Source organism: Serpens gallinarum, from assembly GCF_014836765.1.
GTDB classification, from domain to species: Bacteria; Pseudomonadota; Gammaproteobacteria; order Pseudomonadales; family Pseudomonadaceae; genus Serpens; species Serpens gallinarum.
Map to the genome: position 1 here is coordinate 18,156 of NZ_JACSQG010000006.1, position 22,370 is coordinate 40,525.

The 22,370-nt window shown below is 63.2% G+C and carries 14 protein-coding genes; 6 read left to right on the top strand and 8 right to left on the bottom strand.

What is annotated here, in order from left to right:
- The 3 genes from trhO to H9642_RS11885 form a co-directional block, all read right to left on the bottom strand.
- Nucleotides 1-930 (bottom strand): oxygen-dependent tRNA uridine(34) hydroxylase TrhO, encoded by a 930-nt coding sequence (gene trhO / locus H9642_RS11875; protein ID WP_251836665.1) that lies wholly within the window; start codon nucleotides 928-930, stop codon nucleotides 1-3.
- Nucleotides 931-1,207: 277 nt separating this feature from the next.
- Nucleotides 1,208-1,501 carry a BolA family protein gene (locus tag H9642_RS11880; protein WP_251836666.1) on the bottom strand — a complete coding sequence of 98 codons (294 nt, stop codon included), beginning with the start codon at nucleotides 1,499-1,501 and terminating at the stop codon, nucleotides 1,208-1,210.
- Between the two features lie 7 nt (nucleotides 1,502-1,508).
- A complete protein-coding gene (locus H9642_RS11885; RefSeq protein WP_251836667.1) occupies nucleotides 1,509-1,997 on the bottom strand; it encodes a DUF2059 domain-containing protein in 489 nt (162 codons plus the stop codon).
- 172 nt (nucleotides 1,998-2,169) lie between these two features.
- Here H9642_RS11885 and H9642_RS11890 point away from each other — a divergent pair, with 172 nt between their 5' ends.
- From H9642_RS11890 to H9642_RS11900, 3 genes are all read left to right on the top strand, one after another.
- Complete coding sequence (locus H9642_RS11890; protein ID WP_251836668.1) at nucleotides 2,170-3,564, top strand: class II fumarate hydratase; 1,395 nt, start codon at nucleotides 2,170-2,172, stop codon at nucleotides 3,562-3,564.
- Entirely contained in the window at nucleotides 3,557-4,177 is a 621-nt protein-coding gene (locus tag H9642_RS11895; RefSeq protein WP_251836669.1) for an NAD(P)H-dependent oxidoreductase, read from the top strand. Before H9642_RS11890 ends, H9642_RS11895 begins: the two co-directional genes overlap by 8 nt.
- Nucleotides 4,178-4,303: 126 nt before the next feature.
- Nucleotides 4,304-12,838 carry a GH36-type glycosyl hydrolase domain-containing protein gene (locus H9642_RS11900; RefSeq protein WP_251836670.1) on the top strand — a complete coding sequence of 2,845 codons (8,535 nt, stop codon included), beginning with the start codon at nucleotides 4,304-4,306 and terminating at the stop codon, nucleotides 12,836-12,838.
- 46 nt (nucleotides 12,839-12,884) lie between these two features.
- On the opposite strand, the gene H9642_RS11905 is transcribed toward H9642_RS11900, so the two are convergent.
- Entirely contained in the window at nucleotides 12,885-13,838 is a 954-nt protein-coding gene (locus H9642_RS11905; protein WP_251836671.1) for a DMT family transporter, read from the bottom strand.
- A gap of 414 nt (nucleotides 13,839-14,252) precedes the next feature.
- Between H9642_RS11905 and H9642_RS11910 the strand changes: the two genes are divergently transcribed.
- Complete coding sequence (locus tag H9642_RS11910; protein WP_251836672.1) at nucleotides 14,253-15,032, top strand: pseudouridine synthase; 780 nt, start codon at nucleotides 14,253-14,255, stop codon at nucleotides 15,030-15,032.
- A 308-nt stretch (nucleotides 15,033-15,340) separates the two neighbouring features.
- On the opposite strand, the gene H9642_RS11915 is transcribed toward H9642_RS11910, so the two are convergent.
- The gene (locus H9642_RS11915) at nucleotides 15,341-16,954 is read right to left on the bottom strand and encodes a tetratricopeptide repeat protein (RefSeq protein WP_251836673.1); all 1,614 of its coding nucleotides are present in this window, start codon (nucleotides 16,952-16,954) and stop codon (nucleotides 15,341-15,343) included.
- Between the two features lie 578 nt (nucleotides 16,955-17,532).
- Between H9642_RS11915 and H9642_RS11920 the strand changes: the two genes are divergently transcribed.
- Nucleotides 17,533-18,585 carry an NAD(P)-dependent alcohol dehydrogenase gene (locus tag H9642_RS11920; RefSeq protein WP_251836674.1) on the top strand — a complete coding sequence of 351 codons (1,053 nt, stop codon included), beginning with the start codon at nucleotides 17,533-17,535 and terminating at the stop codon, nucleotides 18,583-18,585.
- Between the two features lie 12 nt (nucleotides 18,586-18,597).
- Nucleotides 18,598-19,395: an alpha/beta fold hydrolase gene (locus tag H9642_RS11925; RefSeq protein ID WP_251836675.1), complete on the top strand. Its 798-nt coding sequence runs from the start codon at nucleotides 18,598-18,600 to the stop codon at nucleotides 19,393-19,395.
- Between the two features lie 18 nt (nucleotides 19,396-19,413).
- On the opposite strand, the gene H9642_RS11930 is transcribed toward H9642_RS11925, so the two are convergent.
- The 3 genes from H9642_RS11930 to H9642_RS11940 form a co-directional block, all read right to left on the bottom strand.
- On the bottom strand, nucleotides 19,414-19,836 hold the full coding sequence (locus H9642_RS11930; RefSeq protein ID WP_251836676.1) for a VOC family protein: 423 nt from the start codon (nucleotides 19,834-19,836) through the stop codon (nucleotides 19,414-19,416).
- A gap of 138 nt (nucleotides 19,837-19,974) precedes the next feature.
- Nucleotides 19,975-20,124, bottom strand: a complete 150-nt coding sequence (locus tag H9642_RS11935; protein WP_251836677.1) for a hypothetical protein — start codon at nucleotides 20,122-20,124, stop codon at nucleotides 19,975-19,977.
- A 931-nt stretch (nucleotides 20,125-21,055) separates the two neighbouring features.
- Entirely contained in the window at nucleotides 21,056-22,102 is a 1,047-nt protein-coding gene (locus H9642_RS11940; protein ID WP_251836678.1) for a class I SAM-dependent methyltransferase, read from the bottom strand.
- Nucleotides 22,103-22,370: the final 268 nt, after the last annotated feature.

Here is a 22,370-nt window from a genome sequence, read left to right on the forward strand (position 1 = left end):
TCAGTTCTGCCGCGGATCGCGGCCAATCGGATGGGGCAGATTGCGCGCCTGGGCCAACTCGATCTGCTTCTGACGCTCGCGGGCACTGGCGCGGGTTTTCTCCGACAGCGAGTCATGGCAGTGCGGGCAACTGATGCCCGCCACGTACTGTTCCGACTGCCGCTCCTCGACCGACACCGGCATGCGACACGCATGACAAAGAGCGTAATCGCCTTCTGACAAGTCATGGCGCACGGTTACGCGATTGTCGAACACGAAACAGTCGCCGCGCCATTTGCTCTGCGCCTCAGGCACCTCCTCAAGGTACTTGAGAATGCCGCCCTTGAGATGGAATACGTCTTCGAAGCCGGCGCCAAGCATAAAACTGGAGGCCTTCTCGCAACGGATGCCGCCAGTGCAGAACATGGCCACTTTCTTGTGCCGTGCCGGATCGAAATTGGCTTTTATGTAATCGGGGAATTCGCGAAACGACTGGGTTTGCGGATCCACGGCGCCTTCGAAGGTACCGATTGCCACTTCGTAATCATTGCGGGTATCGATCAGCAGCACTTCGGGATCGCTGATCAACGCGTTCCAGTCCTGAGGCTCGACGTAAGTGCCTACCTGCTGATTGGGGTCCACGCCGGGCACGCCGAGGGTAACGATTTCCTGCTTGAGCTTGACCTTGGTGCGGTAGAACGGCGGCTCGTCGCAGAAGGACTCCTTGTGATCGATATCCGCCAGGCGCGCATCCTGGCCGAACCAGGCCAGCAGGGCATCGATGCCTTCGCGGGAGCCGGCAACCGTGCCGTTGATACCTTCTTCGGCGAGCAGCAGGGTGCCCTTCACGCCGTTATCCAACAGGGTGTTGAGCAGGGGTTCGCGCAGCTCGACGTAGTCCGGCAGGGAGACGAACTTGTACAAGGCTGCCACAACGATGTTCGCGGCCATCACAGATCCTCAGTGGTCGCCCGCGTAAAGGGCGGACCGGGCTTATCAGGCCGCTGAAAAGCGTAGGCGAGGCGGGCAAGACGAGGCAAAAACAGCCAAAGAAGCGCAGTTTAGGTGTTCTAAATGAGCATTCTGAGACTGTTTTTAACGAAGTATTGCCAACGCAGGTAGCTTTTCAACGGCCTGTAATAAAGAAAACGCCGGCTAAAGCCGGCGTGGGGCGCGGATTATAACAAAGCACGCCAAGGCACTCGAATATCCGCTTGTCCGCAGCGTGTCAGTGACCGCCCCGGCAGGTTGGCGAGGCGGGCGCCACGCCCTGAGCCGCCCATTCTTCAGGGGTATACACATGCATGGCCAGGGCATGGAACTGGCTCATCAGCTCGCCCAGCACGCCATAGACTTTCTGGTGACGCTTGACGCTGTTCAGTCCGGCGAACTGCTCGCTGACAACCACCACTTTGTAGTGAGTTTCCTGTCCGCGGCTGTGCATGTGGCTCTCATCGAGAACCTCCAGATGCTGCGGGTCGAGCACCAACAAGGCGGTGTTGATACGGTCACGCATGCTCATGAATCACCTACTTTAATTCCTTGCCCATTTCTTCGAGCAGTTTATTGACTTCCGGCACCACGCTTTCCAGCCTGGCCTGCGCCAACTGGGCCGATTGCGCGGTCAGCTCCGGCATTGTGTCCAGCACTTTGCGACCCAGCGCCGACTGATAGAAGGCATTCAGCTCCTTCAGTTCGCGTTCGCTGAAGTGCTGGCCGTAGAGCTTGATCATATCCGGCTTGAGTGTCTCCCAGCCCACCGCTCCCTCCAGCAGCGCATCGGCTTTGGCCTGGTAACGCTCCAGCACGGCCTGTTTATCGGCCGGCGCCTTGGCCTGTGCGAAACGCTGAGCAAACATTTGTTGTACCTGGGCATGCACCGGAACGCTCATGCGATCGGCCCGCGCCAGCTTGAGAAACTGTTCGACCTGCGCCGCATGACTGGCGGTATCCGCTACAACCGGAGCAGCCGCTAGAGTCAGTACAACTGTTGCCATTAAAACGTTTAAACGCACCATTCATTCTGTCCTTGAAAAAGAAACTGGAGAGTTAAGAGCATAGAACGGGCCATTTTGCTCCCAGCTCACGCTCCAACTCAAGCCAACGGCTGGGCGCGGCCCGACTCAAGCCTATGGAACCGTGCGCCTGGTCCACGGCCTAACGTCCCGCAACCCTACAAGAGGGAACGCCATGAGCCGTATCGAAACCGACAGCCTGGGTGAGGTGGAAGTCCCGGACGATGCTTACTGGGGCGCGCAGACCCAGCGCTCACTGATCAATTTCGCCATCGGCCAGGAGCGCATGCCGCTACCGGTGCTGCACGCCCTGGCACTGATCAAGAAAGCCGCTGCGCGGGTCAATGACCGCATCGGCGAACTGCCCGCCGAGGTGGCCCGACTGATCGAACAGGCTGCCGATGAAGTGCTGGCCGGCCAGCACGACGATCAGTTCCCATTAATGGTCTGGCAGACCGGCAGCGGCACGCAGAGCAACATGAACGTCAACGAGGTGATCGCCGGACGCGCCAACGAATTGGCCGGAGGCCAACGCGGGGGCAAAAGCCCGGTGCACCCCAACGATCACGTCAACCGCGCGCAAAGCTCCAACGACTGCTTCCCCACCGCCATGCACCTGGCCACCGTGAGCGCCGTGCACCGCGAGTTGTTACCGGCGCTGGCCGAACTTTCTGGCGGCTTGGCCGAACAGGCCGCCCGCCATTTCGATCTGGTGAAAACCGGCCGTACCCACCTGATGGATGCCACGCCGGTCACCTTTGGCCAGGAGCTGTCCGCGTTTGTCGCCCAGCTCGACTATGCCGAACAAGCCATTCGCCACGCCCTGCCTGCAGTGTGCGAACTGGCCCAGGGCGGCACGGCCGTGGGCACCGGCCTGAATGCCCCGCAGGGGTTTGCCGAGGCCATCGCCGCCGAGCTGGCAGCCCTCTCCGGCCTGCCCTTCGTCAGCGCGTCCAACAAATTCGCCGCCTTGGCCGGCCACGAACCGCTGGTCACCCTGGCCGGCACGCTGAAAACCCTTGCCGTGGCGCTGATGAAGATCGCCAACGACTTGCGCCTGCTCGGCTCCGGGCCGCGCGCCGGTTTCGCCGAAGTGCGCCTGCCGGCCAACGAACCGGGCAGTTCAATCATGCCCGGCAAGGTCAATCCGACCCAGTGCGAAGCACTGTCGATGCTTGCCTGCCAGGTACTGGGCAACGATGTCACCATCGGCTTCGCCGCGAGCCAAGGTCACCTGCAGCTCAATGTGTTCAAACCGGTAATCATCCACAACCTGCTGCAATCCATCCGCCTGCTCGCCGATGGCTGCCGCAACTTCAATCTGCACTGCATTGCTGGCCTGGAGCCGGACGCCCAGCAAATGGCCCAGCATCTGGAGCGCGGGCTGATGCTGGTCACTGCGCTGAACCCGCACATCGGCTACGACAAGGCTGCGGAAATTGCCAAAAAAGCCTATGCGGAAGGCAGCACGCTGCGCGAGGCGGCTCTCGCGCTGGGTTATCTGAGCAGCGAAGAATTTGACGCCTGGGTGCGGCCGGAACAGATGCTTGAGGCCGGGCAACATGAATGAGCCGGCCAAAAGCGGCGCCACGCCGGTCGTCGGCACGGGCAAACGCATCCTGGTGATTGATGGCAGTCCGCAAGGCCAGGGCTTTTGCCGTGCCCTGGGCGAAACTTATGTAATCGGCGCACGCAGCCAAGGGCACGTGGTGCGCCAGTTGCGCCTTGCAGATCTGCGCTTCGATCCGGTGCTGCGCGGCGGCTACGAACACGACCAGCGCCTGGAAGTCGACCTGCTCGATGCCCAGCGACAGATCCATTGGGCCGAGCATCTGGTATTCGTCTACCCGGTCTGGTGGGGTGGCCTGCCGGCGCTGCTTAAGGGGTTTATCGACCGGGTGTTCCTGCCCGGCTTTGCGTTTCGTCTACGGGGCCAGACGCGCATCGCGGAGCAATTGCTCAGTGGGCGCAGCGCTGAACTGCTGGTCACCCTGGACACCCCGAGCTGGCACTTTCGCTGGCTGCAAGGCGCCCCGGCGCATCGCCAGATGATCCGCAGCACGTTGCGGTTCTGCGGCATCCGCACCCGCCGCGTGCATGAATTCACCCCAATCCGCGGCTCCAGTGAAGAGCGCCGCCAGGACTGGCTGCGCCGCGCCGAGCAATTGGGCGCGAAGGCTTGAGCATGGTGTAGCTGCTGAGCGTGGGGCCGAGCGGAGCCACAGGTTAAGCCCAAAAGAGGTCGACATGGCGACGACACCTCTCCACTGCGTGCCGCCTTCAACCGGCGCGACCTTCAGACCACGCTCATGAACGGAGTACTCGCCACTCTGCTCCGTGAACGCTGGTTCACAGCACGCAGGCCGGACTCGCCCTGGAACGACACAGCCCCGGTGCGCCAGGACCTGTTCAGCGTTGAACGCCTCGAACAACATGCCCAGAGCCTGGCCGCCGCCCAGACGATCAGCGACCGTCCGCCCAGGGTCAGCTCCCTGCGCAGACGTCTGGACGACAACGCCTCGCTGCTGCTCAAGGCCTACCGGTCGAGCGCCGCGGAGCTGGAAAGCGGGCACGCCGTAGTACCCGCCGCCGAATGGCTGCTCGACAATTACCATGTGGTCGAGGCACAAATTCTCCAGATTCGCGACGATCTGCCAGTCGGCTACTACCGCCAGCTTCCCAAACTGGCGGAGGGTCCGTTTGCCGGTTATCCGCGCGTCTTCGGCCTGGCCTGGGCCTACATTGCGCACACCGACAGCCACATCGACCTGGTTATCTTGCGCCGCTTCATCGTCGCCTATCAGCAGGTTCAGCCGCTGACCATCGGTGAGCTATGGGCGGTGGCGATCACCCTACGCATCGTCCTGATCGAAAACCTGCGTCGCCTGGCCGAACAGATTATCGCCGCCCAACAGGCTCGCGCCGATGCCGACACACTGGCCAATCAGTGCCTGGCCAAAGGCTGTACTCCGGCCGAGCTGGACAACAACTTGGCCCGGCTCGCCAGGGGACCGTTGTCCGAACTCTTCGCCTCGCAGCTGGCCAAGCGCCTGCGCGACCAGGACCCGCACACCACGCCAGCGCTGGTCTGGCTGGAACAGCAATTGCCGGCCCAGGGAAGTTCGATCGAAGACGTGGTGCACAACGCCCATCAACGCCAGGGCGCATCCAATGTCAGCGTGCGCAACGTAATCACCAGCATGCGGCTGATTTCCGACATCGACTGGGCCGAGCTGTTCGAGAGTGTCAGCCTGGTGGATGCACGCCTGCGCGCGGCCAGCGACTTCGCCGACATGGATTTCCCCAGCCGCAATCTGTACCGCCAGGCCATCGAAACGATCGCCCGGAATTCCTCCTGCACTGAACTGGAACTGACTGATCGAGTAGTGCAACAAGCGCGGCTGGCGGCGGCCAGCGCGTCCGTCGAGGCGCAAGCGGAACGCATCGGTGATCCCGGTTATCACCTGCTCGGCGAAGGTCGTCGTGCATTGGAAAACAGCGTCGCTTTTCACCCATCGCGCTCTGAGCGCCTACGCCGCAAATATGTCGCGCTGGGCATGGGCGGCTATGTCGGCACCATCGCACTGATTGCCCTGATGTTGCTGGCGCTTTCTTGCTGGGTGCTGGCCGCTTCCGGCCTCACACTCGGCTGGCTCGGACTCCTGGCACTGGTCGGCGTGTTGACGGCCACCGAGGTGGCAACCGCATTGACCAACCGCGCCATCAGTCGCTTTATCGGCGCGGTTTGCCTGCCGGCCTTGGAGCTTCGCGACGGTATTCCCGAATCGCTGCGCACGATGGTGGTAGTCCCGACGCTGCTGAGCACCGAAGTCGAGCTGCTGGAGCAGATCGAGCGACTGGAAGTGCACTTCCTATCCAGCGCCGAGGGGGCGCTGAGCTTCGCGCTGCTCAGTGACGGTCTGGATGCCGATGAAGAAACCCTCCCCCATGAAGCGCAACTGCTGGCCACGGCCGGGCAGGCCTTCGAGCAATTGAACCAACGCCATGGTCCCGGCTCGGATGGCGAACCACGCTTTTACCTGTTGCATCGACGCCGCCTGTTCAATCCCAGCCAGGGCACATGGATGGGCTGGGAACGCAAGCGCGGCAAATTGCACGAGTTCAACCGATTGCTGCGCGGCGCCACCGACACCACGTTTATGAGCCTGAACGGGCAGCCGCCCCGAGTGCCCGCCAATGTGCGCTTCGTCATCACCCTGGATATGGATACGCGCCTGCCGCGCGATACCGTGCTGCGGCTGATAGGCAAGATGGCCCATCCGTTGAATCGACCGCATTTCGACGTTGAGCGCCAGCGCGTGGTAGACGGCTATGCCATCCTGCAGCCGCGCGTCACGCCCTCCTTGCCGGTCGGCCGCGAAGGCTCCTGGTATCAACGCCTCTACTCCTCGCCAGGTGGACTGGACCCTTATGTGGCAGCCGTTTCCGATGTCTATCAGGACCTTTTCGGCCAAGGCTCCTACACCGGCAAGGGCATTTACGATGTCGATGCCTTCGAGGCCGCACTGCGCGGGCGGGTGCCGGACAACACCCTGCTCAGCCATGACCTGTTCGAAGGTGAATTTGCCCGCTCGGGACTGGCGTCCGACCTTGAGGTGGTCGAGGAATATCCCTCCCGCTACGACGTCGACGCCAAGCGCTTCCACCGCTGGACGCGCGGCGACTGGCAACTGCTGCCGTGGATCTTTGGCCCGCGCACCGGCAAACAGGCACTGAGCCCGATCGGCCTGGGCAAGATGCTCGACAACCTGCGTCGTTCGCTGCTACAGCCGTTTACCCTGGCCCTGCTGTTCCTGTGCTGGCTGCTGCCCATGCCCGCAGCGCTGGCCGGCGTGCTGCTGGTGCTCGCCAGCCTGGCGATTCCCGCCCTGCTGCCTCTGCTGTTTGCCGTGGTGCCGCAGCACAGCGGCATTCAAGTGGGCAGTCATCTGCGCATGCTGGGCGGCGAACTGCAGCTGGCCGCGATGCGAATTTTTTTCGCGGCGGTGTTCCTGCCCGATCACGCCTGGCGCAACCTGGATGCCATTGTGCGCACCCTGACGCGCCTGTGGGTGACCCACCGCCAACTGCTGGAATGGACCACTGCGGCGCAGTCCAGCAGCAGCCCGACCCTGGATCTGCGCGGTTTTTACCGGCAGATGGCCGGTGGCACCGCACTCGGCCTGGCACTTGCCGCTGTGGCGCTGCTCGCCGCACCGGCCTCATGGCCGCTGGTGCTGCCCTTTGCCCTGCTTTGGCTGGCCGCGCCGGCACTGGCGCTGTGGAGTAGTTGGTCAACCCTGTCGATTCGGCAGCTGGCGTTCAGCGAAGAGGATCGACATGCCTTGCGCCTGATCGCCCGGCGCACCTGGCGCTACTTCGAAACCTTCGTGACGGAAACCGACAACTGGCTGCCGCCGGATAATTACCAGGAGACCCCGTTACCCGCCGCCGCGCACCGCACCTCGCCGACCAACATCGGCCTCTATCTGCTTTCGGCGGTGGCCGCCCGCGACTTCGGCTGGGCTGGCACTCTGCACACCCTTGAACGCCTGGAAGCCACGTTCGCCACGCTGCATCGGTTGCCGCGCTTGCATGGGCATTTCTACAACTGGTACACGACCGATGATCTGCGCACCCTCGCGCCGCCCTACGTCTCGTCAGTGGACAGCGGCAACCTCGCCGGGCATCTGCTGGTGCTCGCCAATGCCTGCGAGGAATGGCAAACCACATTGGTATCCAGTCACATCCGCCAGGGGTTGCAGGACACGTGCAACCTGGCCCGCGAAGCACTGGTCGCCCTGCCCGTCGCTTCCAGCGAAGCCGGCCGACGCCTGACCACGCTCCTGGATGAAATCGACGCCCAACTCAAAAGCGCGCAACGGCTGGAAACCCTGACACCCATGCTACGCCGTCGGACCGATAAGGCCGCCTCACTGACGCGCGACCTGCTCCCTGAAGCCGATGGTGGTGCGGTGAACCTGCTGTCTTGGATCGCGGCGCTGAACCAGTCGCTGACCGATCATGAGCGTGACCGCAGCACCCGCCCGCAAGACCTCACGGCTCGCCTGCAGGCCGTTGCCAAGCAGGCACGGGAGTTGGCCATGGCAATGGATTTCGCCTTCCTGTTCGACCACGACCGCAAGCTGCTGTCGATTGGCTACAGCGCTGCCGACAACCACCGCGACGCCAACTGCTATGACTTGCTCGCCTCAGAGGCGCGGCTAGCCAGCCTGTTTGCGATTGCCAAAGGCGATCTGCCGACCCGCCACTGGTTCCGCCTCGGCCGTACCGCAACGCCACTGGGCAACGGCTCGGCGCTGATTTCCTGGTCCGGCTCGATGTTCGAATACTTGATGCCATCGCTGGTGATGCGCGCCCCGGCCGGCAGCTTGCTGGACCAGACCAATCGCCTGGTGGTGGCGCGCCAGGAAGCCTATGGCAACTCCCTGGGCATCCCCTGGGGCATCTCCGAATCGGCCTATAACGCCCGCGACCTGGAATTCACCTACCAGTACTCCAATTTCGGTGTGCCCGGCCTGGGCCTCAAGCGCGGTCTGGCAGAAAACCAAGTAGTTGCTCCCTATGCCACCGGGCTGGCGGCGATGATCGACCCGTCCCGCGCTAGGCGCAATTTCGATGCGCTGGCCGAACTGGGCGCGCTGGGCCGCTACGGTTTTTATGAGGCGTTGGACTACACCCGAAGTCGCGTACCGGACGACCAGAAGGTCGCTATCGTGCGCAGCTACATGGCCCACCACCAGGGCATGACCATCGTGGCCATTACCAATGCCTTGCTCGAAGGGGTAATGCGCCGACGCTTCCATAGCGAACCGATCATCCAGGCCACCGAGCTGCTGCTGCAGGAGCGCATGCCTCGCGACGTAGCCATCGCTCACCCTCGCGCCGAGGAAGTAAAAGTGTCCCCGGTCGAGACACAGGCGGAGGTCGCCGCCGTGCGGCGCATCAACCCGGCCACCGGTGGCGCACCGACGACGCACCTGCTCTCCAACGGACGCTATACGGTCATGCTCAGTGCCACAGGCGCGGGGTACAGCCGCTGGCGCAACATCGCCGTCACCCGCTGGCGCGAGGACATGACCCGCGACGAGTGCGGCATGTTCATCTTCCTGCGCGATGTCCACAGCGGCGCCATCTGGTCGGCCACCGCACAACCGGTCGGCAGCACCGGCGACTCGCAGGAAGTGCTGTTCAGCGAAGACCACGCCGAATACACCCGCCACGATGGACGCCTGACCACCACCCTCGACGTGGTGGTCTCGGGTGAAGACGATGGCGAAGTGCGCCGCGTGACCCTGACCAATAGCGGCCGGCACGCCCGCGAGATCGAACTGACCTCCTACGCCGAACTGGTCCTGACCACACCGGCCACCGACAATGCCCATCCGGCATTCGCCAAGATGTTCGTGCAGACTGAATACTTGGCCGAGTTTGCCGCGCTGGCCGCCACCCGGCGGCGCCGTTCGCCCGACGAGCCCGAGGTTTGGGCCGCACATTTTGCCGTGGTCGAAGGCGAGATTGCCGCCGACCCGCAATACGAATCCGACCGTGCCCGCTTCCTCGGCCGCGGACGCCGCATCGGTGCGGCCGTGGCCATTGTCGAGGACCGCCCCCTGTCGAACACCATCGGCACCGTGCTCGACCCGATTTTCGCCCTGCGCCAGCGGGTGCGCATCGAGCCCGACGCGGTCGCGCGCATCGCCTTCTGGACAGTGATTGCCCCGACCCGCGATGCCCTGCTCGACCTGATCGACACCCACCACGACTACAGCGCCTTCGAGCGGGCAAAAACCCTGTCCTGGACCTTGGCCCAGGTGCAGCTGCGCTACCTGGACATGAAGGCTGACGAAGCAGCTGACTTCCAGCGCCTGGCGGCGCCGTTGCTGTATTCGGACCCGCGCTTTCGCGCCCCCTCGCCTTTGATCATACGCGGCGCCGGTCCGCAGTCGGGGTTGTGGTCGCAGTCGATTTCCGGTGATCTGGCGATCATTCTCCTGCGTATCGACGAGCTGGAAGACCTGCCCCGCGTACGCCAACTGCTGCGCGCCCATGAGTATTGGCGGATGAAGGGGTTGTGCGTGGATCTGGTGATCATCAACGAGCGCAGCTCCTCCTACGTGCAAGACCTGCAGGGTGCCATCGAGGCCACAGTGCGCAGCAGCCAGTCGCGCCCGGCCATCGGCGAGGAATGCAACCTCGGCTCGGTCTTCACCCTGCGCGCCGATCTGATGAGCCAGGAAACCCGGGCGCTGTTGCAATCAGTGGCCCGCGTTGCACTGATTGCACGCCGAGGCCCGATTGCCGATCAACTCGCCCGCTTGCCGGAACTGAAGGCAAATGCCTTGGTTCCTCCTCCGCTCACACCGCCTGCGCCGCAGCCGGCCGCGCCCGTATCGCGCCTGAGCGACGCGCTGGAGTTCTTCAACGGTTTGGGCGGTTTTGCGCAAAATGGACGTGAATACGTCACTGTACTCGACGCAGGCCAGGTCACCCCGATGCCGTGGATCAACGTGATCGCCAACCCGGCGTTCGGCTTCCAGGTCTCGGCCCATGGCAGCGGCTACACCTGGGCGCAAAACAGCCGCGAGAACCAGCTCACGCCCTGGACCAACGACCCGGTGCTCGACCCGGCCGTCGAGGTGCTCTATGTGCGCGACGAAGCCAGCGGCGCAGTGTTCGGCCCCACCGCCCAGCCCCTGCGCGACGATGGCCGCTATGTGGCTCGGCATGGCTTCGGCTACAGCCGTTTCGAACATGAGGCCCACGGCATTGCCCTGGACCTGCTGCAATACGTGCCCCTGGACGACCCGGTAAAAATTTCCCGTCTGACCCTGCATAACCGCTCGGGCCAACCACGCCGACTGTCGGTGACCGCCTATGCCGAATGGGTGCTCGGCACCTCGCGCAGCGCCTCGGCGCCCTACCTGATCACCGAACGCGATGCCAGCGGCGCACTGCTGGCGCGCAATCCCTGGAGCCTGGCATTTGCCGGACGCGTCGCCTTCGCCGACCTGGCCGGCAAGCAAACCGCGTGGACAGCCGACCGCAGCGAATTCCTCGGCCGCAACGGCGGCACCTCGGCACCCGCCGCGCTGCTCGGTAATACGCCACTGGCGGGTACCGTCGGCGCCGGCTTCGACCCTTGCGCCGTGTTGCAATGCAGCCTAGAACTGGGCATCGACGCGCGCGTCGAAGTGGTCTGGCTGCTGGGCCAGGGCGCGTCTGTCGACGAGACGCGCACGCTGATAGAGCGCTATCGCACCCAGGACCTCGATGGCGTATTGACCACGGTGACCGAGCATTGGCAAGGCGCCCTCGGTGCGGTCCAGGTGCAGACGCCCGACCGGGCCATGGACATCCTGCTCAATGGCTGGCTTCTGTATCAAACCCTCGCCTGCCGACTGTGGGCGCGTTCGGCGTTCTACCAAGCCAGTGGCGCCTACGGTTTTCGCGATCAGTTACAGGACAGCCTGGCGCTGCTGCTGACCCAGCCGGACACCCCCCGCCATCACCTGTTGCGGGCCGCCAGCCGCCAGTTCGTCGAAGGTGACATGCAGCACTGGTGGCTGCCGCATTCCGGGCAGGGCGTGCGCACCCGGATTTCCGATGACCGCGTGTGGCTGGCCTTCGCCACCGCCAGTTATGTGCTTGCCACGGGCGACGAAGCGATCCTCGACGAGCCCCTGACGTTCTTGGAAGGCCCGCCGCTTGCCCCCGGCCAGCACGATGCATTCTTTCAACCAATGGTCGCCGACCAGAGCGCCTCGCTGTTCGAGCACTGCGCCCGCGGCCTCGACCAGTGCCTGGAACTCAGCGGCCGTCTCGGCCTGCCGCTGATCGGCACCGGCGACTGGAACGACGGCATGAGTCGGGTCGGCGAAGCCGGCCAGGGCGAAAGCGTGTGGCTCGGCTGGCTGTTGCTGCGCACTCTGGCGCTGTTCATGCCGCTGGCGCAGTCCCGCGATGCCCCGCGCGCGCAACGCTGGGGCTCGCATGCCGCCGCGCTGCGCGAGGCCATGGAGCGGGAGGCCTGGGATGGCCAGTGGTACCGCCGGGCCACCTACGATGACGGTACCTGGCTGGGCTCGCGGGACAGCGAGGAATGCCGCATCGACTCCATCGCGCAATCCTGGGCGGTACTTTCTGGCGCCGCCGATCCACAGCGCGCCGCTACGGCGATGGCTTCGCTGGAAGAACAGCTGATTCGCCGAGACGACGGCCTGGCCCTGCTGTTCACCCCGCCGTTCGACAAGACTCTGCACGACCCCGGCTATATCAAGGGTTACCCGCCCGGCCTGCGGGAAAACGGCGGGCAATATACCCATGCCGCCCTCTGGGCTCTCTTGGCCTTCACCCAACTCGGCAACGGCGACAAGGCCGGCGAACTCTTCGCCCTGCTCAACCCGATCAATCATGCCCTCACGCCGGACGCGACGGAGCGCTACAAGGTGGAGCCTTATGTGATCGCCGCCGACGTTTACTCGGTCGCCCCGCACACCGGACGCGGCGGCTGGACCTGGTACACCGGCTCAGCCGGCTGGATGTACCGCGCCGGCCTCGAAGGCATCCTCGGCATCCGCCGCGAAGCAACGCAGCTGATCATCGACCCTTGCATTCCCGCGGCCTGGCCGGGCTTCGACGTCACCCTCACCGTGCAAAAAACCCACTACAGGATCCGCGTCGACGCTCCCACGCAACGCTGCCGGGGCATTACCCAGGCCAGCCTCGACGACGCCCCCTTGGAGTGTTGCGAAGGCCAAGTGCGCGTGCCCCTGGATGGAGGTACGCACAGAGTGCGAATTGTCATAGGAGACGCCGCTTGAAGGGCAGCGGCGTAAACCTCGGCGACCGGCAGAATCGTGCCTGCGCTTACTCTTTTGCCGCAGCGACTGTGCTGCGCCCGACCCATAACGACGCGCCAAGCGCGACCAACGCCGAGCCGGCGACCACCACCAGCGCGCCAGCGTAGGCAATCCAGTTCAACTCCTCAGGCACCACGTACAAGGGCCACAGGAAGGCGGCCAGCGCCACCGCTGCAAAGGTGATCAACGGCGTGATCGACAACGCCGCGCTGACCCGCGAGGCCTCCCAATGCGCCAGCGCCTCGGCAAACGCGCCATAGGCCACCAGCGTGTTCAGGCAACACGCGAACAACAGCCAGCCCTGCAGGGGGCTCAGCTGCAGAGCCTGCAATGGGTGCGCCCAAGGCGTGAGCAACACCGCGCAGGCCAGGTAAATCACCATCATCACCTGGAAGGAATTCCACTGGGTAAGCAGTTGCTTTTGTGCCAGCCCATAGGCGACCCACACCACCGCAGCCAGCACCACCGTCAACACGCCAGCGGTATAGGTGGTCAGCGAGGTCAACAGCTCGCCCAGACGCTGATTGAAGAACAACCCGAAACCGACAATCAGAACCAGCAGGCCCAACGTCTGGCCGAGACTGAAGCGCTCGCGAAACACGAACACACTGCTGATCATCAGCAGGATCGGCGCGATCTGAATCACCAATTGCGTGGTACCGGGGCTGAGCATGCGCAGGCCGAAGAGATAGAGCACGTAGTTGCTGACCAGGCCGAGCACCGCCAGCACCACCAGCCCGCCGCCCCTACGCCCCAGCGGGCGAAACGCGGGCAGGCCACGCCGGGATGCCAACCAGGCAAACAGAATCAGCCCCGACACCAACAGGCGATACCAAGTAACGGTAATCGGGTCCATCCCCTCCAGCACAACCTTGAGTTTGATGGGCAAAATGCCCCAGAGCACCGCGGTAACCAGGGTGAGCGACAGACCGTAGAGCCAGCGTCCAGAAGATGTATGCATGCATGCCTCGGAAACGGAAAAACCGGGCGAAGACCCGGTGATAGACGACGAATTCTAACAGGCTCGTTGATAACGTTGGCGCGTCGCCCGCTTGCTCACGTCGCCGAACGCGGGACATTTATCGAGCCCCTGCCCTCCTGCGTGGACAGGCTAACCCAATTAGTCGAGGTAAAAATGGGCGCAGGGCAGCTCAGCTAACAGGCTGGCAGACTGCTACGCATGCTCACACGTTCTCGGCTTCGCCTCGTCTACACCGGGCGGATGCACCCAGGCTTTTCAGGGGGGAAAATCCCTCTTGTAGTAACCTTTCGGCGATAGGCCGCTACGCTAGCCTTTCGGTAAACGCTTCTGTCACACACCCACCTGACAGCTGCATTATCATCGCCACCCCGCAGCTGCCCGGACCGCACCGGTATGACCGCAAACGCCGTACCCGCAGAAACCACTCCAGACTCACCGGCCAACCCGCTTACCGAGTTGTACCGGGATAAGTGGCTGCTGGCCGTGCACAAACCGGCCGGTTTGCTGGTGCATCGCAGCCCCATCGACAAGCATGAAACCGAGTTCGCCCTGCAGTACGCGCGGGCGCTTAATGGCGGGGCGCATGTGTATCCGGTGCACCGGTTGGACCGGCCCACGTCGGGTCTGTTGGTCTTCGCCCGCGACGCAGAGACCGCGAGCCGGCTGGGTCAGGCAATGATGGCCAACGCGGTGAAGAAAACCTATGTCGCGATGGTGCGCGGCTGGATGCCAGAGGAAGGCGTAATCAACCACGCGCTGAAAGAACACGCGGTGGATCGCCGCCTGAAACACGAACCCATGCCGCTGCGCGAAGCACTGACTCGCTATGAACGATTGGCCATCACAGAGATTCCGGTGGAAATCGAAGGCTACCCCAGCAGCCGCTACAGCCTGGTGGCGCTGTACCCGGAAACCGGCCGCAAGCATCAGTTGCGCCGGCATATGCAACACATCAGCCACCCCATCATTGGCGACACCAATTACGGCCGCACCCGTCACAACCAGTATTTTGCCGAGCGCTTCGGCCACAGCCGCCTGATGTTGGCCGCCACAGACTTGTGCTTTACCCACCCGGTCACGGGCGAGCCTTTGCACCTGCGCGCGGCTCCCGACGCGGAGTTTTTGCGGGTGCTGTCCATCTTTGATGAGCCGTTACCTGGCGTGATGGCCTAGCGATGGGCCCGCTTGCTGATTCCAAGGCGTTGAGCGCTCCACCCTGAGGCTTACAGGCCTCCAACTGCGTCGTAGGGGTGCATGTCGGTTCTTTTACATCCACCATGGCCCCGCCTTGGTGGACAAGGGAAAACGATGTCCACCCTACATGCTGCGGCACTGGCGTCGCAGGGCAGCGCTTCACCTTGCGGCTCGCAGGCCTCCTCCCGCGTCGTAGGGTGAATGTCGCTTTTCACATCCACCATGGCCCCCGCCTTGGTGGACAAGGGAAAACGATGTCCACCCTTGTATCTACAAGCTGCGACGCTTCAGCCAGCGCTGACTCGCTCGCTGTCCGCCTGCGCCGTCTGGGCGCGAACCTTGTCCTCATAGCGCGTGGCTGCCTCTGCATTACCTGCGGCTTTCGCGGAACGGGCGGCGCCCTGCAAAGCACGCAAGCGCTTCGGGTCGCGTTGCAGGGAGCGTTCGAATTCACCCAGCGCCTCGGCAGGCTGGCCCAATGCAGCGAGCATTTCACCCAGCAACTCGCGGCACGGCACCACATTGCCGGGCGTGACCGGGTGCTTGTCGCTGGCTTCTTCGAGTTCGGCCGCCTCGCGCATCAGACGTAGCGCTTCATCCGATTTCTGCTCGGCATAGGCGATCCAGGCGTTTATGGCCTTGATCTGGAATTCCGCCTGGCCGGCCCAGTAGTCGATATTGGCCTGTTGCATCGCTGCCTGCAGCGCCTGCAAACGCTGCACATCGCGGGCTGCTGCTGCCACGTCACCGCTGCGCGCCGCGCCCAGGCCACGGGCGAACACCAGAATGGCTTCGGCCTGCGGAAATTTATTCCAGGCCAGATCGGGTGGAGTCAGCTGCAGCGCCGCCGCCTGTTGCCAGTCACCACGTTCCAGCGCATAGCGCGCCGGGATCGCCGCGAAGGCATAGGCAGCCACGAAGTTTTCAACGTTCACCTTGCGAATCGAGGCCGCCTCGTCCACCCACTGCTTGGCTGCATTGTCCTGGGCCCGCTGCAAGTGCCCGAACACCATGTAATCCATGGCATGCAGTGCGTCGTAAGTGCCGATGTCCAGTGTGGTCTGGCTCAGTTCAGCCTGCGCAGCCAGGTAGGAAGCGTGATTACTTTCCACCATCTCAGGCCACAGGCCGACACGGCTGAACACGTGGGAAGGCATGTGCAAGGCATGGGGCACCGAGGGCGCGATCTGGGCATAAGTCCGAGCGAAAGGCAGTCCCTTTTCGGCCAGGCTGGCGTAGTCGTAGGTATGAATGAGGTAATGGGCGATGCCGGGATGCTGCGGGTATTGCTCGTACAACGGCTCCAGGATGCTCGCTGCCTTGAGTTGATTGGCGAAGGTCTTGTCTGTGGGCTGCGCCGTGACGCTGAGCAGCAGCGCATGCAGCACCTGAGCTTCAGTGTCCTGCGGATAGCGCGCCGCCACTTGCCCCATGGATCGTTCGAAGGCCTGGGCCCGCGTGCGGTGCTCGGTGGTGTCGGCGTCCTTGAAAAAGGTGGCCAGGGCGCTCAGGTAATCGCGTTCGCGCGGGCTCTTGGCCTCCAGGCGTTGCGCATCCGCCAGGGCCGTGGCGCCGGCCTCAAGCGCCGCCGGGCTGGGTGGCCAGGCGAAGGGATTGCCCATCGACATGATGGAAATTCCCCAATGCGCCATGGTGCAGTCCGGATCGTGCTTGAGCACGGCGGCAAAGGACTGCTTGGCCGGGTCGAACCAGAAGGAGTGAAACAGCGCCATGGCTCGGTTGAACTCCTGCTGGGCGGCAGGCGTGCAGGAAACGGGGAAATTCACCGTGCCGAGTTGCTCGAGTTCGCCGCTGTGCGGTGCGTGCTCGCTTTGTGCGCCCGCGTGAGTAACCACGAGCATGAATGCCAGCATCCCTGCACGTCCGGTTGCCTTGTTCATGATGGCCTCCATCGGTACTGGCCGACATGTCGATCAGTGATCGCAACGCGATAAGGCGTTGAGTGCGCCGTGTCTTATTGAGTATGCCGAGGGGTAGAAGTTACAGGCGCTGCCGAGCGAGATTGGTAGGGCGGATGTCGCTTTTTACATCCACCACACTCCGCTCGGTGGACAATAGAAAACGTTGTCCACCCTACAACTGGCCATTAAACGTCGTTCAAGTGCGCAACGCGTATGCTGCGAGTGCGCCGTGTCTTCTTGAGTATGCCGAGGGGTAGAAGTTACAGGCGCTTGCTGCCGAGCCAGATTCGTAGGGTGGATGTCGCTTTTTACATCCACCACACCCCGCTCGGTGGACAATAGAAAACGTTGCCCACCCTACAACTGGCGATCCGTTTGCAATAACGTCCGCCTATCGTCAGCAAGCTGGCTCCTACAAAAGGCAGGCAGCCGTTACGCAAGTCTCACCGATCAAAAAAACCTGGCCCGACCGTCTGATTCTTGGGCGCCCTGCCCGTCCGGGTCTTTCATTGAAGGGTTGATTCCATTTCTCGGCGCAGCCGAAAGGAGACCTGAACATGGCAGAAATCCAGGGCTATGCCGCCCTCGATGCGAAGAATCCGCTCGCCCCTTATCGCTTCCAGCGCCGCGAGCCGAGCGATCACGACGTACAGATCGACATTCTCTTTTGCGGGGTGTGCCATTCCGACTTGCATACCGCCCGCAACGAGTGGAACAACACGCTCTACCCCAGCGTGCCCGGCCACGAGATCGTCGGCCGCGTAACAGCCGTCGGCAGCGGGGTGACGCGCTTCAAGGTGGGTGATGTCGCCGGGGTCGGCTGTCTCGTCGACAGTTGCCGCAGCTGCGCCTCCTGCCGCGAAGGGCTGGAGCAGTACTGCGAAACAGGCTTTACCGGCACCTACAACGGCTCGGCCTTCGGCGGCAGCGAAAACACCTACGGCGGCTATTCGGAACGCATCGTGGTGGACGAGGCCTTTGTGCTGCGCATCTCCCACACCGACAACCTGGCCGCCGTCGCCCCGCTGCTCTGCGCCGGTATCACCACCTACTCGCCGCTGCGCCAATGGGGCGTCAAGGCCGGACATAAGGTCGGCGTGGTTGGCCTCGGCGGCCTCGGCCACATGGCGGTGAAAATCGCCAACGCCATGGGCGCCCATGTGGTGCTGTTCACCACCTCGGAAAGCAAGAAAGACGACGCCCGACGCCTGGGTGCGAGTGAAGTGGTGCTGTCGAAAAACCCGGCGGAAATGGCCCCGCACCACAACAGCTTCGACTTCATCCTCAATACCGTGGCCGCGCCGCACGATCTGGATGCCTACCTGGCGCTGCTCAAGCGCGACGCAACAATGACCCTGGTCGGCGCGCCAGCCACGCCGCACCCTTCGCCCAACATATTCAACCTGATCTTCAAACGCCGCCGCCTGGCCGGATCACTGATTGGCGGCATCGCTGAAACCCAGGAAATGCTGGATTTCTGCGCCGAGCATCAGATCGTCTCGGATATCGAAATGATCGCCATGGGCGACATCAACCAGGCCTACGAGCGGATGCTCAAGAGCGATGTGAAATATCGTTTCGTGATCGACATGGCCACGCTCAAGGACTGAGCGCAGGTCGGTATGGCAGCCGTCGAGCCGTTCTTCCGCGAGGCCGGTACCGGCCCTGGCGTGGTGTGTTTTCACGCCAACGCCAGCAGTTCAACGCAGTGGCGCGAGCTGATGGAGTTGCTCGCGCCGCGCTGTCATGTGCTGGCAACCGACGGCTACGGCGCGGGCAAAAGCCCGCCTTGGCCTGCCGACCGAACCGTCACCCTAGACGATGAGGTCGACCTGGCCGAACCCGTACTGGCCCGAGCGGGCGCGCCGCGGGTGCTGATCGGTCACTCCTATGGCGGTGCCGTCGCGTTGATTGCCGCCATGCGTCATCCCGAGCGGGTACGGGCCATGGTGCTCTATGAACCCACACTGTTTGCGCTGCTCGATGCCGAAAGCCCGCCGCCCAACGAAGCGGATGGCATCCGCGCTACGGTGGCTGCTGCCGCCCGCGCTCTGGATGCCCACGATATGAACGCGGCCGCCGAATATTTTATCGATTACTGGATGGGCGCCGGTGTCTGGCAGCGCATGCCAGAACAGCGCAAGCCCGCTATCGCCACCGTCATGACCAACGTGCGCGGCTGGGCGCACGCGCTGCTCAGCGAGCCCACTCCACTCACTGCCTTCGCTTCGCTGAACATGCCGGTGCTGTACCTGACCGGCCAGGATTCGCCGGCCTCCTCGCTGGGTGTGGCCCAGCTGCTTACCAGCACCCTGCCCAATGTCGAATGGGTCACCCTGGCCGGGCTGGGACATATGGGGCCGACTACCCATCCGCAGGTGGTCAATCCGCTGATTGAAACGTTTCTGGGCCGTATTTAACAATACGTAGAGGCGTTGTTAGTCGTCAGGCAACCACGCAGGATTCCAGGCGACTTCCCACAGGTGCTGATCAAGGTCCTGGAAATAGCCGGCATAACCACCCCAAAAGGTGTCCTGGGCCGGCTTGACGATATGGGCACCCGCCGCATGCGCCTGCGCCATCACGGCGTCAACTTTTTCCCGGGACGAAACGTTGTGGCCGAGAGTGAATTCCGTGGCCGATGCCGTTCCTCGAGGCAGGCCTGAATCATGGGCAATGCTGTCCCTGGGCCACAGCGCCAACTTCAACCCGGCGTTCAGCTCAAAAAATGCAACCGCCCCATACTCGAATTCCTCGCCCATTACGCCTTGCGTTGGCAAACCCAAGCCGTCGCGGTAGAACGCTACGGCCTTATTCAGATCCTCGACGCCGAGGGTAATCACCGAAATACGAGCCTTCATCTATGCACCTTTCATGGATCACGCGTGTCCTGGAATGTCCGGATAGGGAATGCCTATGCCCGTCTCGACGTACTGCTTGAAGCTGGTGCCGACAAAGAACGCCCCCCCCTGTACGCAAACGTAACACGACGACTCCTCCTAGTAGCCATTGGCGAAATCCAGGTGGGTGCCGCCGGCCTGAGGCGTGAGGACGAAGGTAATGGTGGTGCCTTTCCAGGCATTGGTGTTTTGCATGTATGAGCGCAGGCAGTGCCACACCAGTGGCTGCGTGCCGGGGCCATGGATCATGGCAAATCGACTTTCCAGCCCAAGCCGCTCCAGCCGACGCTCAAGCGCCCCTCCGATGCGCGCCTCGTTGGTCCACCCCTGTTGGATATGCTCAGGCTCGGTCAGAGCCGCCGGGACAGTCGCAGCGGGAGCTTTATAAAAAACCCATGGCGAATGTCCAGTCGGCTCCTCTCCTGGCTCGGCGGCTAGCGGTGCAGCCCGCCATCATGCAAGGGCCGATAAATGCCCGGCGGATGCGGGTTGTTGCGCGGTGGGATGCGGTTCATACCCGGCAAGACGTTCCTTGGTGGTGCGTATCCGCGACCGGTGCCGAGTATCTTTACCCCGGGTGAATCCGAATAGTAACGCTCCGAATTAAACGACTCGCCGCGCTCATTGCCCAGGCGATTCTGCGGCAGCGACCACTCTCCCTGAACCCGATAGGGCCGGTTGTCATACCGGAACTGCCCGTACACCCCGGGAGAATATCTATGCCCGTACGCCCCTCTGTGCTCGTACTGGCCACGTCCGTCGTACCGTCCATAGTCACGGTGTTGCCGGTGATCCCTACTGTCCCATCCTCTGCGATTGTCTTGCCAATCCCGCCGATGTGGCGCGCCACCGGGGTGGGCATGCCTGCCCCGGGCGTCGTGCTGCATCAGCTGCGAACGGGTGTGCTTACCCCGGTCAGAGTCAGCCAGCGCGGACACTGACCCGCCCATCAAGAGCACACCGCCGAGTACTGCGACGGCCAAACGTGACATGAACATGAGCCCATCTCTCCACAAAATAAAACCACCTTGGGACGTTGGACAGCCAATGACAACAGGGTTTCTGCTGCCTGTAATAGCAGATATTTCTGCTTCAACTTGCTTGCCCGCTGCGTCAGCACTCACTTGGTGCCTGATGCAACAACACCTTTTCCATCAGACCCAAGCGCTGCCCTGTCCGATTACTTGCGCACCTCCAGAATCAGGTTGAACGGCGTTTCCGCCGCCCTGCGAAACCGACTGAAACCCGCCTCGGTGAACACCTTGCGCAGCCGCGCCTCGCCGGCTTGCGCCCCCAGCCCCAGCCCGACGTCCTGGGATAACGAGTTCGGCGTGCACAAAAAGGTCGAGGCGGCGTAGTACAAGCGTCCTACTGGTGTGAGATTTTCATCCAGCGTGTCATTGGCGTACGGCTCAACCAACAGCACGGTGCCGTCCGGCTTGAGCGCCTGGTAGGCATGCTGCGCGGCGCCAACCGGGTCGCCCATGTCGTGCAGGCAATCGAAGTAGCAGATCAGGTCGTAGTCGTTGTCGGGGAAATCCTTTGCCGTGGCCTGCCTGAACGTCGCCCGCTCCGCCACGCCAGCCTCCTCGGCACGTTGCGTGGCGGTCTCGATGGACGGCGCGTGGTAGTCGAAGCCGATGAATCGCGAGGCTGGGAAGGCCTGCGCCATGATCACGGTGGAAGCGCCGTGTCCGCAGCCGATATCCGCCACTTTGGCGCCGGCGTTGAGTTTATCCACCACGCCGTCCAGGGCCGGTAACCATTCGGCCACCAGGTGCGCCCGATAACCGGGACGGAAGAAGCGCTCGGTGCCGCCGAACAGACACGGATGATGATCGCCCCAGGCCAGGGCGCCGTCGCCGCGCATGGCGCTGGCCATCTTGTCCTTGTCATGGAACAGCGCGGCCACCACCGAAGCGCCACCGGCCACGTAGACCGGCGAGTCCTCAATCGCCAGAGCCATGGCCTGCTCCTCCGGCAGACGGAATTGCCCATCGCGGTGTTCCATATAACCGGACGCCGCCTGGGCGCTGAGCCACTCGCGCAGCAGGCGCGCGTTGCAACCGGTCTTGTCGGCGAGCGCTTCGGGAGTAACCGGTTGGCCGTCGGCCATGGCCCGGTACAGGCCGAGTTCATCGCCGAGAATCATGTTGGCGAGCATCGCTGCGCCACCCATGTCGGTCACCAGCTTGCCCATGAAGTCGTTAAGTTTGGCCTCGTTCATGGTGTGTGCTCCTGTAAAAGGCCACCGTTGAACGAGAGCACCAACAACCTGCTCGGCGGTGGTCGGTAAGCGCAGCCAGAACGCGAGTGCCCGCCAAGCGCCTGCTGCGCAGGACCCGAATTCCGTGTATTCGGGCGATTGAGCGCCTTCCCGTGGCGCATGGCGTGCCCATCTGAAAGCGTGCCCGGCCTACATGCTCGAATGCAGATGCGCACTCACCTGTTCACCGTGCCGGGAACATATTCAGTGTAGTTCTTCACGACTCGCG

What these genes read in the sequence shown, in the direction of transcription:
- trhO (WP_251836665.1), bottom strand. Translation starts at nt 930, where the DNA reads ATGGCCGCGAACATCGTTGTGGCAGCCTTGTACAAGTTCGTCTCCCTG.
- H9642_RS11880 (WP_251836666.1), bottom strand. Translation starts at nt 1,501, where the DNA reads ATGAGCATGCGTGACCGTATCAACACCGCCTTGTTGGTGCTCGACCCG.
- H9642_RS11885 (WP_251836667.1), bottom strand. Translation starts at nt 1,997, where the DNA reads ATGGTGCGTTTAAACGTTTTAATGGCAACAGTTGTACTGACTCTAGCG.
- H9642_RS11890 (WP_251836668.1), top strand. Translation starts at nt 2,170, where the DNA reads ATGAGCCGTATCGAAACCGACAGCCTGGGTGAGGTGGAAGTCCCGGAC.
- H9642_RS11895 (WP_251836669.1), top strand. Translation starts at nt 3,557, where the DNA reads ATGAATGAGCCGGCCAAAAGCGGCGCCACGCCGGTCGTCGGCACGGGC.
- H9642_RS11900 (WP_251836670.1), top strand. Translation starts at nt 4,304, where the DNA reads ATGAACGGAGTACTCGCCACTCTGCTCCGTGAACGCTGGTTCACAGCA.
- H9642_RS11905 (WP_251836671.1), bottom strand. Translation starts at nt 13,838, where the DNA reads ATGCATACATCTTCTGGACGCTGGCTCTACGGTCTGTCGCTCACCCTG.
- H9642_RS11910 (WP_251836672.1), top strand. Translation starts at nt 14,253, where the DNA reads ATGACCGCAAACGCCGTACCCGCAGAAACCACTCCAGACTCACCGGCC.
- H9642_RS11915 (WP_251836673.1), bottom strand. Translation starts at nt 16,954, where the DNA reads ATGAACAAGGCAACCGGACGTGCAGGGATGCTGGCATTCATGCTCGTG.
- H9642_RS11920 (WP_251836674.1), top strand. Translation starts at nt 17,533, where the DNA reads ATGGCAGAAATCCAGGGCTATGCCGCCCTCGATGCGAAGAATCCGCTC.
- H9642_RS11925 (WP_251836675.1), top strand. Translation starts at nt 18,598, where the DNA reads ATGGCAGCCGTCGAGCCGTTCTTCCGCGAGGCCGGTACCGGCCCTGGC.
- H9642_RS11930 (WP_251836676.1), bottom strand. Translation starts at nt 19,836, where the DNA reads ATGAAGGCTCGTATTTCGGTGATTACCCTCGGCGTCGAGGATCTGAAT.
- H9642_RS11935 (WP_251836677.1), bottom strand. Translation starts at nt 20,124, where the DNA reads ATGATCCATGGCCCCGGCACGCAGCCACTGGTGTGGCACTGCCTGCGC.
- H9642_RS11940 (WP_251836678.1), bottom strand. Translation starts at nt 22,102, where the DNA reads ATGAACGAGGCCAAACTTAACGACTTCATGGGCAAGCTGGTGACCGAC.